The organism is Brumimicrobium aurantiacum (assembly GCF_003402975.1).
In the GTDB taxonomy this organism is placed as follows: Bacteria; Bacteroidota; Bacteroidia; order Flavobacteriales_D; family Crocinitomicaceae; genus Brumimicrobium; species Brumimicrobium aurantiacum.
On record NZ_QURB01000001.1, the window covers coordinates 319,414 to 332,265 of the forward strand.

15 protein-coding genes are annotated in these 12,852 nt (G+C 34.0%); 4 read left to right on the top strand and 11 right to left on the bottom strand.

Going from position 1 to position 12,852, the window contains the following annotated elements; translation table 11 throughout:
• Positions 1 to 43 precede the first annotated feature (43 nt).
• From DXU93_RS01430 to DXU93_RS01440, 3 genes are all read left to right on the top strand, one after another.
• On the top strand, positions 44 to 2,299 hold the full coding sequence (locus DXU93_RS01430; RefSeq protein WP_116879456.1) for a TonB-dependent receptor: 2,256 nt from the start codon (positions 44 to 46) through the stop codon (positions 2,297 to 2,299).
• Position 2,300: 1 nt separating this feature from the next.
• The gene (locus DXU93_RS01435) at positions 2,301 to 2,504 is read left to right on the top strand and encodes a hypothetical protein (protein WP_116879457.1); all 204 of its coding nucleotides are present in this window, start codon (positions 2,301 to 2,303) and stop codon (positions 2,502 to 2,504) included.
• A gap of 136 nt (positions 2,505 to 2,640) precedes the next feature.
• On the top strand, positions 2,641 to 3,417 hold the full coding sequence (locus DXU93_RS01440) for an SDR family NAD(P)-dependent oxidoreductase (protein ID WP_116879458.1): 777 nt from the start codon (positions 2,641 to 2,643) through the stop codon (positions 3,415 to 3,417).
• Between the two features lie 14 nt (positions 3,418 to 3,431).
• Here DXU93_RS01440 and DXU93_RS01445 read toward each other — a convergent pair whose 3' ends face one another.
• The 7 genes from DXU93_RS01445 to cyoE all read right to left on the bottom strand — a co-directional run bounded on the left by DXU93_RS01445 (position 3,432) and on the right by cyoE (position 8,793).
• Positions 3,432 to 3,965: a DUF420 domain-containing protein gene (locus tag DXU93_RS01445; RefSeq protein WP_116879459.1), complete on the bottom strand. Its 534-nt coding sequence runs from the start codon at positions 3,963 to 3,965 to the stop codon at positions 3,432 to 3,434.
• Entirely contained in the window at positions 3,955 to 4,665 is a 711-nt protein-coding gene (locus tag DXU93_RS01450; RefSeq protein ID WP_165851312.1) for an SCO family protein, read from the bottom strand. The genes DXU93_RS01445 and DXU93_RS01450 overlap by 11 nt, the downstream gene beginning before the upstream one ends.
• Positions 4,613 to 5,272: an SCO family protein gene (locus tag DXU93_RS01455; protein WP_165851313.1), complete on the bottom strand. Its 660-nt coding sequence runs from the start codon at positions 5,270 to 5,272 to the stop codon at positions 4,613 to 4,615. Before DXU93_RS01455 ends, DXU93_RS01450 begins: the two co-directional genes overlap by 53 nt.
• A gap of 63 nt (positions 5,273 to 5,335) precedes the next feature.
• Positions 5,336 to 5,695, bottom strand: a complete 360-nt coding sequence (locus tag DXU93_RS01460; protein ID WP_116879462.1) for a cytochrome C oxidase subunit IV family protein — start codon at positions 5,693 to 5,695, stop codon at positions 5,336 to 5,338.
• Positions 5,696 to 5,738: 43 nt separating this feature from the next.
• The gene (locus DXU93_RS01465) at positions 5,739 to 6,815 is read right to left on the bottom strand and encodes a cytochrome c oxidase subunit 3 (protein ID WP_240623403.1); all 1,077 of its coding nucleotides are present in this window, start codon (positions 6,813 to 6,815) and stop codon (positions 5,739 to 5,741) included.
• A gap of 25 nt (positions 6,816 to 6,840) precedes the next feature.
• Complete coding sequence (locus DXU93_RS01470) at positions 6,841 to 7,899, bottom strand: cytochrome c oxidase subunit 3 family protein (protein WP_116879463.1); 1,059 nt, start codon at positions 7,897 to 7,899, stop codon at positions 6,841 to 6,843.
• A 27-nt stretch (positions 7,900 to 7,926) separates the two neighbouring features.
• Positions 7,927 to 8,793, bottom strand: coding sequence for a heme o synthase (gene cyoE, locus DXU93_RS01475; RefSeq protein ID WP_116879464.1), 867 nt, complete (start codon positions 8,791 to 8,793; stop codon positions 7,927 to 7,929).
• A 430-nt stretch (positions 8,794 to 9,223) separates the two neighbouring features.
• Between cyoE and DXU93_RS01480 the strand changes: the two genes are divergently transcribed.
• A complete protein-coding gene (locus DXU93_RS01480; protein WP_116879465.1) occupies positions 9,224 to 10,453 on the top strand; it encodes a pyridoxal phosphate-dependent decarboxylase family protein in 1,230 nt (409 codons plus the stop codon).
• A gap of 73 nt (positions 10,454 to 10,526) precedes the next feature.
• Here DXU93_RS01480 and DXU93_RS14940 read toward each other — a convergent pair whose 3' ends face one another.
• From DXU93_RS14940 to DXU93_RS01495, 4 genes are read right to left on the bottom strand one after another with little or no spacing between them, the layout of a single operon-like run.
• A complete protein-coding gene (locus DXU93_RS14940) occupies positions 10,527 to 10,880 on the bottom strand; it encodes a hypothetical protein (protein ID WP_123776013.1) in 354 nt (117 codons plus the stop codon).
• Positions 10,881 to 10,886: 6 nt separating this feature from the next.
• The gene (locus tag DXU93_RS01485; RefSeq protein WP_116879466.1) at positions 10,887 to 11,183 is read right to left on the bottom strand and encodes a hypothetical protein; all 297 of its coding nucleotides are present in this window, start codon (positions 11,181 to 11,183) and stop codon (positions 10,887 to 10,889) included.
• 21 nt (positions 11,184 to 11,204) lie between these two features.
• Positions 11,205 to 12,041: a mechanosensitive ion channel family protein gene (locus DXU93_RS01490; RefSeq protein WP_116879467.1), complete on the bottom strand. Its 837-nt coding sequence runs from the start codon at positions 12,039 to 12,041 to the stop codon at positions 11,205 to 11,207.
• A gap of 9 nt (positions 12,042 to 12,050) precedes the next feature.
• The gene (locus tag DXU93_RS01495) at positions 12,051 to 12,830 is read right to left on the bottom strand and encodes an enoyl-CoA hydratase/isomerase family protein (protein ID WP_116879468.1); all 780 of its coding nucleotides are present in this window, start codon (positions 12,828 to 12,830) and stop codon (positions 12,051 to 12,053) included.
• Positions 12,831 to 12,852 lie beyond the last annotated feature (22 nt).

Sequence of the window (12,852 nt, forward strand, 5' to 3'; positions counted from 1 at the left end):
ATATTGTTGCATTTGTATTAAATTTGCAATTCGATAAAGAATTATGAAAGCAAAATTAGGCATTTTTATTTATTTAGTATTCTCATTTCATCTCTATTCACAAGAGTTTGAAGGAAAAGTTATTGATAAAAAAACAAAGGAAGTAATCCCATTTGCAAAGGTTGGCTTTCCCGATATCAACATTTTTACGTCAGCAGATGCACAAGGAAGTTTTATGTTTAAGGACCTTCCTAAATCTCATCTCACTTTAAAAGCAACAGCCTTCAATTACGAAGTATTGATTCAAGAAGTTGACTTAACGAGCAATTCACTGTTATTGATAAAAATGACACCGCTTCACACTGTATTTGAAGAAGTAAAAATAACAGCTTCTGAAGGAAGAATACAACGAGAAAACATCACCTCTATTACCGTTGCCACAAAAGATGAATTATTTCAGACTGGCGCAACAACACTAGGAGAGTCTTTAAATTCTATTCCAGGAGTGCAATCTAGTTCTGTAGGAATGGGAATTACAAAACCTGTTATTCGTGGACTTTCTGGAATGCGCGTAGTTACCTATAATAATGGTTTAAGGATTGAAAATCAGCAATGGGGAAGTGATCATGGAATGGCAGCTTCTGAATTAGGTTTAGGAAATGTTGAAGTGGTAAAAGGTCCGTCATCACTACTATATGGCGCAGATGCATTGGGAGGTGTCATTCACTTTATAGATGAGCCATATATTCAGAAAGGAAAAGTGGATGCGTATGTTTCTTCAAAATTCGAATCGAATTCAATGGGAACTAAAAATGAAGTTGGATTTAGGGTACATAAAGACAATTGGCGCGCGAATGTTTATGCTAACTATTTGAATCATGCCGATTTTCAACTTCCTGACGGAGGTTTTATTAAAAACTCAAGATTTTGGGGAACGAATTTTAAAACAAGTTTAGGCTATAGAAAGAACAATTATCAATTGAATATTCGTTACCAAATGTCTTATTTAAGATTAGGAATTCCAGGACATTCGCACAATGAGAATCCACAAGCAATTGATTTTATTTCTAACGAGCGTGTACGTGCAATCTCGTTACCTGTTCAATATAATTTCAACAATTTTCTCTTGGTTGAAAACACCCTATTTTTCAATCGTTCTAAGCTCTTAGTTTCATTAGGCAACACCAATAATGATTTACAAGAATACGATGAAAAGGTCACAAAACCATTTACGCATTTAAATGTAAACAATTCAACATACAATATTAAGTATGACTATAAGGTCACAGAAAAGATCAATTTAAAAACGGGAGTTCAAGGAATGGTTAAAATCAATCGTAATCGATTTCCGACTTCTGCGTTTTTAATTCCTGATGCCAATACAATTGATAATGGAGTATTTGCATTAATGGATTACGAAGTAAAAAAATGGCGTTTCCAAGGTGGTATTCGCTATGATGTTAGAAATCTAAATATTTTAAGTACCGAAGATCAAGATTCAAGTTTAACGACAAATATTAATACAGAAGCCTTAGAAAGAACATTTCACGGGTTGAATTATTCTGCCGGATTTGTGCGTAATTCCAAACGAACATCACTTCGATTCAATGCATCTAGCGGTTACCGAGCTCCGCATGTCTCTGAATTACGAGCTGATGGATTTCATCATGGTTCTTTGCGTTATGAAAAAGGAGATGAGAATTTAGAGGCTGAACACGCACTGCAACTTGATTTAGCTTTTGAATTACATTTTGATCATTTTGAATTTATTATCAATCCTTATTACAATCGCATTCGTAATTTCATTTACTTGAATCAGTCAGATGAATTCGCTGGTAGTTTTCCAATATTCGAATATGGACAAACCGCTCTTGCACATTTATACGGAGGAGAAGTTGGATTCCATTATCACCCTCACAGTATTCACCGATTACATATTAACAGTACTTTTTCTGTAACAATTGCAGAAACTGAAGATGGAACACCTATCAGTTTAATTCCACAACCAAACATCAATTCATCTATTCGATTTGATGTCAACAATAAAAATAAATTCAAAGTAAAAAACATCATTTTGGAGCACCAATATTTCTTACCTCAGAACAGGGTAGGAATAAATGAAACTACTTCAATTGATTATCATTTACTGAATTTATCAACTCAATTTGTGATCGGAAATGCCGAAAATTTGAGTTTTTCGACCGGGGTTAGAAACTTGTTAAATACAGACTACCAGGGGCACTTATCGTCATTGAAAAATCTGGGCTTATCACAACCAGGAATCAATGCATATCTATCTGTAATCTTTAAAATCAAATAATATGAAAAAGAAATTAATTTTAGGAGCAATTATCGCTGTTGGGTTCTCATTCACATCTTGTGAAAAATGTGCAGAATGTCACTATGACGGACCAAACGGAGAAGTAGAATTAGGTGAATATTGTGGAGATGATCTAGAGGACATCGAAGATGCAGGAATGTCTGTAAACGGTGAAGACTACGAAGTACACTGCCACGATCACTAGAAATTACATCATACTTTTGAAGCCACATTTAAACGAAGTTGTTTAATGTGGCTTTTTTGTTATCATACACTTATTCAACCAAACACTTTTCATTTTCATTTGTTTCAATAAAGAAGATACATATATAAAGAACGCAATGAGAAAAACAGCATTAATAACAGGAGCTAGTAGTGGAATAGGTAAAGAACTAGCTAAAATTCACGCGGAAAAAGGTGTAGATTTAATTATCGTTGCAAGAAGACGCGATAAACTTGAAGCTCTTAAGAAAACTTTGGAAGATAAATATATTGTGAACATCCATATTATTGAGAAGGATTTAACAACTACAAATGCTGCTTTAGAAATTTATCAAGAAGTTAAAAGACTAAATTTAGCAGTTGAAATTTTGATTAACAATGCTGGATTTGGAGGTCTAGGCCGATTTGATGAGAGAGATATTGCAACTGATGTATCAATGATTCAATTGAATGTTACGGCATTAACAGAGTTAACCTATTATTTCTTACAAGATTTTAAAGCTTTAAATAATGGCAAAATACTCAATGTTTCATCTACAGCAAGTATAATGCCTGGACCATTTCAAGCTGTATATTATGCTTCTAAGGCCTTTGTTGCATCTTTTTCTAATGCACTATCAGAGGAATTAAAACACACCAACATTACAGTAACGAATTTAATGCCTGGAGCAACTGCATCAGAATTTGGAAAAACTTCTGGTATGAATAAAACGGATATGTTTAAATCTCCAGCAAGTGCGGAAAATGTTGCTCAAGATGGATATGATGGAATGATGAAGGGTCAGCTTGATGTGATTACAGGATTGACGTTTAGCCAAAAATTAATGATTAAAATGATTCCATTCTTACCCAAGAAAATGGTATTAAAAACGGTAAGAAAAATGCAAGATGTTTAAGTCTAATTATTAATTTAATAATAAGGCGAAATCATTACATAAACAATAACTCCGGTAACAGCAACATATAACCAAATTGGGTAAGAGAAGCGCGTCCATTTTTTATGTTTCTCAAAGTCACCTTGCCATGCATAGAAGTAAGTGAAAAGCACCAAAGGAACAACACCTATACTCAATACAATATGAGTGATTAAAATGAAGTAATAAATCATTGCACTATCACCTTCATAGGCTGTACTATCTGATGTAATGTGATAAACAATGTACAGAACTAGAAACAGTAAAGAGCATCCAATAGCCGTTTTCATTAGCTTTTCATGGAGCTTAAATTTCTTTCCTTTTACAGCTACTAAAGCAGCAATTAAAAGAACTGCTGTTATCCCATTAATCGTTGCATAAACTCCTGGTAGAAATGAGAAATCCATTCCTTCAGGTTGAATTTTAATTTCGAAAAGTAAAGCAACAGCAAGTGGAATAATGATAGATAATGCTACAATAATCTTTTTAAAAGATTTGATTTGCGCTGGGGTTTTCTCTTTAGTTTGCATCTAACAATTTTTTTGCATCAATAATAAGCTGTTTTCTACTTGCAGCATCTAATCCATCATAGACACCACGAATGTGTTGGTTTTTATCCACTAAAACAAAATTTGGACTATGTGCATAACCACCTGGTGCGTTTTTATCCGCGTTGGCTAAAAGTTGAAAACCATCTAATCCAAGCTTATGAGTTTCGGCTTCATTACCGGTCAGAAAGAACCAATTCTCAGCTGTAATTTCATGACGTTTTCTATATAATCTTAATCTTTTTGGAGTATCACGATCTGGATCAATGCTAAAAGAAAGAAAGTTCAGCTCATCTTTATAAGCTTTTAATGAATCATTCACCCCTCTCATTGCATGCGTCATTGGTGGACAAATCGTAGGACAATAAGAAAAGAAAAAATCAACGATCCAAACTTTATCATTGATTGATTTAGCATTTAACATTACCGAATCATGTGTAAGGTATTCCCAATTTGGAACGGTATGGAATATTGTATCTCCAACATTATAATCATCAGTTGCTTCGTAAACAATATCGTGATGACCAATAAAAGGAAGATTTACTCTGGTTTCTTTCTTTGGAGCTTCAGTACAAGCACTAAGCACAATTAAACCAAATAAAATAAGGGATTTAGATAAGCTAAGAAATTTAGTGATTTTCGTTTTTAGATTCATCTTTTCTACGCTTTTCTTCTTTATCATACTGCTTTTGTAACAAAGCAACATGTTGTTTATAATCACGAATTAATCCTTCTTTATGTCCTCTTCTTACCAGTCTCAATCGATTTTGCTTGTCAACAATCAACATGGTTTCAAGATAAGACTTTCCTGCGAATGCAGAATCAGATTCCACAGTATAAAGATTTATACCGTTATTTTCAATATCATAGATTTGTTTAGGATCTCCAGTTACAAGATTCCAAATTGTTGAATCATATCCTTCTATCATATCATTCATTGTGAATAATAATTCATCGATATTGTCAACTGGATTTCCTTTTTCATCTGTAACAACAGAAACGATTTCAACATGACTAAGGCTTTTTTGATTTTTTCGATAATCTTGATAAAGTCCTAAGTTAAATTGAAAAAGATCGATTGCACATTCTTGCGGACAAGAAGTTTGTAAAGTTGTAAAAAGAGTGATTTTCCCTTCTTGCGTTGCGTTATTGATTACTTTTCCATCGGCACCGATGAATTCGTACTCAGGCATATCAGAATAAATGGGAAGTGTTGTGAAGTTATGCTCGCATTTCCCCATCGTAATCAAGATTAGAATGGCAGCGGGACCAAAAACAACAAACATCATAAGAAGAGGCTTTAAAAATCGGCCTCTTTTCTTTTTTTCAGTCAAAACGAAATGTTTTTGCTATTATAAGCTTCTAATACCTACAGAAGTACCTTCATACAAACCTATGAAAATAAGGTAAAGCATAAAGATCAAATAAGGTAAAAGGATAATCCATTTAAAGGTTTTCTTTTCGTCACCAAGGTGCATAAATGTCAAAACAATATATGCAGCTTTAAAGATTGTCAATACGATAAAAAGTATTTTAACTGACAACCAAAAGTCACTACCTTGTTTAATGAAAGCTCCCAAAAGAACCTCAACAGCTGTAATAACTGACAAGATTAAAGTCACTTTCCAAATTGTTTTTCTCTTTTTCTTTCCTTCCTCTTCAGAGTGGTGGTTATATAAAGAATATTCTATTATGTCGTCTCTTTGTTCCATTTTCTTATAAATACAAGTGAATAACTATCCTAATTAATTTTGGTTATATCAAGTAGAAGAATGTAAATACAAACACCCATACTAAATCGACAAAGTGCCAGTAAAGACCACCTTTTTCAACCATTTCATAATGTCCTCTTCTGTGGTAAGTACCTTTCAATACGTTCAAGAAAATAACAATATTAAGAATAATACCTATCGTTACGTGGAAACCGTGGAATCCTGTTACGAAGAAGAAGAACTGACCGTAAGTTTGTGGTCCGTATTCGTTTTCTTGAAGATTCGCTCCATATATAACGTTTCCTTTTGCTAATGCTTCATAATATAAATCAACAGAACCTTCATTTTCGTGAATTCTTGTTTCCTCATCTGAAGCTACTGAAACAGCATGATCATTTCCTGCTTGTTTTACAATTAACTGAAGATCTTTATCTGCTTCTTTATCTACTGATGCAACTGTTCCATCGTGTAAAGTAATCATTAACTGATCAGCAGAACCAGACAAGTGTCCGTCAGCAGCTGCATGTTGAAAAGCGTGCATTAAATCACCTTCTTCAGCAGAGATATTTTCATCTGTAATTACTGTTCCTGCTTCATGGTAGTGTGTACCTGGCTTAACAACTGTGAAGCTATTTATTTTTCCAAACTCACCTTTCGCTGTTGCAATAGAACCATCGCTCAATTCAACTTTACCAAATTTAGTTCCGTGAATAAAGTGTGACCATTCCCAAGCTTGAGATCCAACGAAGATCAATCCACCAAGCACTGTTGCAAGCATCCAGTTAGTAACACCTTTTCTATCCATTCTATGTCCAGCTTCAACAGCAAGCACCATCGTTACAGAACTAATAATTAAGATAAAAGTCATTAAGGCGACATAAGCAAGTGGGTAACTTCCGTGTAATAGCGGCAATGCATCAAAAGTTTCCTCTCCAATTGGCCATGAACCATCATAAGAGTGTCTAATAAATCCGTAAGCGACAAGAAATCCTCCGAACGTCAATGCATCCGATACAAGGAAAAACCACATCATTAACTTACCATACCCTGCGCTAAATGGTGAAACCTTACCGTCCCATCCCGCTTTAGCATTTATTTCATTTGAAGCGTGTCCCGACATTTTTCAATTTGTTTTGTGTGCGAATTTAATGAATAAAAAGTAAAAATAGTAATAAATATAACCATAATGCGCCTAAAAAGTGCCAAAAAATTGATCCAGCACCTAAAGACATCGCCATTTTATATTCATTCCCTGCTGAATATGAGCGAATTGAAATTACAATTAACATTATTAAACCTGCAATCACATGAAGCAAGTGCAAAATAGTAATCACATAAAAATATGCAGTACTCATGTCTTTGTTTCCTCTCAAGAGCTTATTTTGCAAGTTTGCACTCAACGGCTCTCCTTTATACATTAATGTTCTTTCTTTATAATCTAACTCGTTACCGTTATAAAACAACTGAAAGTCTTTTCCCATCTCTCCTTTCATAAAGAAATCTGCTCGATCATCTCTGATGTTTTGGGCAAGATACTTTAATCGACTAAAGTCTAAAGCTTCTAAACGCTCTCCATTTGGACGAATAAATTCTCCATTAATAAAGTTTAGAGGTTCACTCTTATATAATAAGGTAAACGTTCCGTAATTGATGTTTTTATTTTTTAAATCGGCAATCTCTGGAACCAAAAACTGAGTTGCAAATTCTTGCAATTGCTTTTTATTTTCGCCTTCTATTTGTTTTCCTTTATAGTAATACTGATTATTTTCTACCGTTAAATATTCTCCATCTTTTTTGATTTCGAAATAATCACCGTAACGACCATCATCCACAATTACATTCGTTACCCAGTGAGCTCCACTTTTCACCAAATCTTTGTATCCCAAAAACTGAAAAATCCCAAAGCCAATTCCTAAAAACAAAGTAGCAATAATAAATAATTTGGCTTTCTTTAAATTTCCTGCTTTAGCAAAACGATTTGCAGCAACAAGAACGATACTACTTAAAACGATTAAGGCTGTACTGATAAAAAATGCAGGTGGTAAATCTACCTTCACCCAAAAACTGTCCCCCATAGAAACAATGTATGCTGAAGTAAATCCGGCAAACATCATACTGATACTTACACATACAATCCAGACAAGATTTCTTTTGGCCTTGGCCTGAACTTCTTTTGGATAAGAATCGTCAAAATTTTTCTTCATGACTTTATATTTTTCTACTCGATTGGATTAACCAAAAAAGTAGTATTTATCAATAACGTAAACAAATTGGACTAATGGCAAATAAATAAAAGAAGCAAACATAAGTTTCTTCGCGTCTTTATCTTCCAAAGTCACATACAAACTATAAGCATATAAAAAGAACAATAGTCCAAGAACTGAAACCATCATTACACTAAAAATCCCTACATAATCCAACACCCATGGAAATAATGAAAATGGTATCAATAACATAGCTGAAAGTGCAATTCTAAAAGCTGATGTTTTAGATTTTCCTGACATTGAAGGCAACAAATAGAATCCGGCTTTTTGATAATCATTGTGAGAAACCCAAGCAATGGCCCAAAAGTGAGGAAGCTGCCATACAAATTGAACAAAGAATAATGCACCTGGCATAGCTGCAAACTCATTGGTCACTGCGATGGCTCCCAGCATTGGTGGAATTGCTCCTGGAAAGGCACCAACAATAACGGCCCATGGAGTAATTTGTTTTAATGGAGTATAGATAAAAGAATAAGAAACATAAGCAACAAGACCTAAAATCATTGCATTCAAATTCAATTGATAAAGCATCCAAGAACCTATCACTAAGGAAACAATTACAACAATATAAGCTTCCGCAAGTCCCATTGTTCCTTTTGGCAAAGGTCTTTTTTCGGTACGTGACATTTTCTTATCAAGGTCGCGTTCCCAAATTTGATTACTTCCATTACTGGCAGCAGTAACAAGCAAACCACCAGCCATCAAGTAAACAGCTTCCAACCAAGTCCCTCCTCCAGCGAATAAAAACCCTGAAAGTGCTGAGATAATCACTGAAAATGATAGTCTGAACTTAGTAAATAGAACGTAATCTTTAACCTTTGAATTTTTAGCCATAACCTACTATTTAGGTTTTCATTTCTAAATTGTGTGACAAAATTAGTGAATTAACTGACAATTGAAATGATTTAAAACTGAAATCGATCGAAATAATCGTTTTTCTTAACTTAGTGATGACTGACCGAAACAAATCTCTGTGATTTTGAGTAATCATAGCCTGATTGAATTAGAAATTCGAGCATTATCAGATGATAAAGTTTTAGGCACCTACAATTTCGACAATTCTAAATTCAAATCTTTTCTCATTCGATACAATTTTATAAAGTTTTATAGTTCGTTTTGTGCTAATTCAATCTTCTCTTGATAATCCTCCTCCAGATTCTTATCAATCGTTAAACCTATCATTTAATTAAAAATAGTTCAAACTTCTTCTCCTTGCTCAAAACTGTTTTTATTGTACTTTTGCAAAAAATTAAAGACCATTGTAATGAATAAATATTGGGATAAAAAGTCAGAGGAAAAAATTAAAGAAATCGTTTTTGATGCACTATCAAAAAACATCAATTATGATGAGAAAAACATTATTGGAGTTCCAGCCTCTTACTTGGATCAAACAGTATTTAATCAGGACGCTTCTTTTCTAAAAGACGCTCCTTTTTTATCTACATTAATTAAAAACCCTAACCACATTGGTTGTCATACTTTAGGTGCTTCAGAATCTTTTTTTGCTGGAACACATGAAATTGAAAAGGATTTAATTAAAATTTGTGCGCACGACATTCTAGGTGGTGATGATGAGTCAAAATTTGACGGTTATGTTGCTTCTGGAGGAACAGAAGCTAACTTGCAAGCCATTTGGATATATAGAAACTATTTCATGCAAGAAAAAGGCTTAAAGCATAATGAAATTTGTATTCTTACCTCATCTGACAATCATTACTCAATGGACAAAGCTGGAAATGTTTTCAGTCTTCCAATTCAAAAAGTACAAGTCACTGAAGAAGGTCGATTCATTACAGAAGAAAGCGTTCAGGAGGCTGTAAGCATTCAAAAGGAAAAAGGTGTTAAAGCATTTATTGTGGTAGCCAACATGATGACTACTATGTTTGGATCAATAGATGAGCCTGAATTCTATTCAACTGTTTTAGAAAGAGAAGAACTTGATTATTTTATTCACGTAGATGGAGCATACGGAGGATTTTACTTCCCGTTTTCACAAAGAGAGCATCATTTAGACTTTAGAAATCCAAAAATTAGTTCAGTAACACTTGATGCACACAAAATGGCACAAGCACCTTATGGAACGGGAATTTTTGTAATTCGTGAAAACTTAATGCAATATGCCAACACCAAAGAAGCGAGTTATGTTGAAGGTGAAGACTCTACATTAATTGGTAGTAGATCTGGAGCAAATGCAGTGGCTGTTTGGATGATTTTAACCAAATACGGACCTTACGGTTGGATGGAGAAAATTTTTATTCTTCAAAAAAGAACAGCGTGGATGTGTGAGCAATTAAATGCTTTAAAAATTGAATTTTACCGTCACCCTTCATCAAACATCATCACGATCAAAAATGAATTTGTGAAACCAGAAATCGCGAAGAAATACGGATTAGTTCCTGACAATCATCACAATCCAAAATGGAACAAGATTGTAATTATGGATCACGTAACCATTGAAAGATTAAGTGAATTGATAGAGGATTTAAAAAAGTAAAAAGTTAATATAGAATAAAAGAGGTTTTATTTGAATTGCTAAAGTGATGCAAATAAAACCTTTTTTTATGCTGTTAAAAATAGCGTTTGCGCCATAAAACATAGCTTATTCCACTGATCAAATAGCACAGAATGTCCCACACATCTGCAACATGTTTTGTATTTTGATTGGGTAGGTATATTTCAAAAAAAACCGAAAACAAAACAACGCTAAGAAAAACCATGGAAGTAGATAATTCATATTCTGGTCGTTTTTGAACTTTTCTAATACACCACAAAACAAAAGTGTTGACCAAAAACACACTCAATAAATCAGCCAAGTAATTGGAGATAAAAATAGGCAGTTGTATATCGGTTTGTTTTAAACCATAGTAAACAAGATAAATTAAAGCAGAAACGATAAAATATGGATGCGTTATTGTTTTCATTCTACTTTATCCAGAGGCTGCAGCAGCGATATACATAATTGACATCACTAAGCCAACATAAATCATCCACACCCCCATTAATAAATAGTAAAGTAATTTCAACAAAGGATTCTTTGATGTACGCAAATATTCCATTGCCCTCCTTAATTTCGATGGAGGCTTAGGCGGATTCAATTTATTGTATTCTTTCTGTTTGATTTCATCTTTAGCTGCTTGACTAATGATGTATCCACAATGTTCACAAACATGTATATCGAAAGACCACTGACGGCAATTTAGACAAAGTGCTTTTTTTGAACTCATAGGCAAAGATTCAATTCATTACTATTTTGAACTTGGCTTCCCTTCAGGATAAAAAACTTCTCGTTTTGGCAATGCTATTTCTATTCCGTTGGCATCAAGTGCTTTTTTTACATTTTCGAGTTGTTCCCAATAGAGTGGCCAAAAATCAACTGATTTCACCCAAGAACGCGCAGTAATTTTCAAGCTATACTCTTCAATACCATCAAGCCAAACATCTGGTTCTGGATATTTCAAAACTCCTGGAAGATCACTCATAGCTTTTAATAAAATTGTTCTTACTTCATCAACATCTTGACTTAAATCCACCAAAATATTAACATCCATTCTTCGGCCGTCATTCATTGTGCGATTATCGACATCACTATTGGCTACATTTCCGTTAGGCATAGTGATAATTCTTCCATCAAAGGTTTTGAGTCGCGTATAAAGAATATCGATTTTCTCAACATACCCAAGCGTACCGTTTACATGAATCAAATCACCAACTCGAAAAGGTTTAAAAACAAGGATTAAAACACCTCCAGCAAAATTTGCCAAACTACCTTGTAAGGCCAATCCAACAGCAATTGCAGCACCACCAAACATGGCGATAAAGGAGGTTGTCTCAATTCCTAAAATTATACCTACAACCGCAAACAGTAATCCATATAAGATAAAAGTGGTCAAACTTTCTACAAAAGACCGTAGCGACAATTCGGTATTTGCTTTACGTAAAAATTTCTTCAACAGTCCTTTTAATAATCTAATGATTAGCACCCCTAAAACAAGAGCAACAATCGCTTTTATCACTGTGGGTCCAATACTCCACAGGAAATCAAACAATTTATCTTTTAGATCTATAAAAAACTGTTCGTCCATTCCTAAATATTATTTCTTTTTGAATGCGTTAATTGCATTTACAGTGAAGTCAGAAAGTACAAGCTCACCACTCATAGCAGCACGATCTTGTAACAATTGATCCCAATTTTCTGTTCCTTCCCAAAAAATTCCTTTCAATAACTTCATTGCTTCAGGATTTGAATCTGCTAATTTATTCGCAAGCGTTTCTACTGCAGCATCCATTTCTTCAACATTTTCAAAAACATCTGCATACAAGCCTTTTTCTTTTGCCCATTCAGCAGATTGCCATTCTGTAGCGTTGATGGCCAATTGACTCATTGCAGAAGTACCAACTTTTCTTTCTACTGCTGGTCCAACCACAAATGGTCCTATTCCAATGGCCAATTCTGATAATTTAACTGCAGAAAATTTCGTTGCATAACAGTAATCTACTGCAGAAGCAAGTCCTACTCCTCCACCAACAGTTTTTCCTTGTACACGACCAATTATTAATTTTGGACATTTACGACAAGCATTGATTACGTTGGCAAATCCCATAAAAAATTTCTTTCCAGTATCTAAATCTTTGATTGAAATTAATTCATCAAAACTAGCTCCAGCACAGAATGCACGATCACCTTCAGATTTCAACACAATTACTTTTGCTTCGTCTTTTTGACCAATCTCTGTAATCGTATCTGCTAATTTCTTTAATACTCTTCCTGGTAATGAATTACTTAAAGGGTGATTAAAAATTACCGTTGCAATTCCTTTATCATTGATTGAATACTTAACGTCTCCTTGATTAACTGCGTCTGTGTTGCTCATTTGAATGTTTTTTATGTTTTTT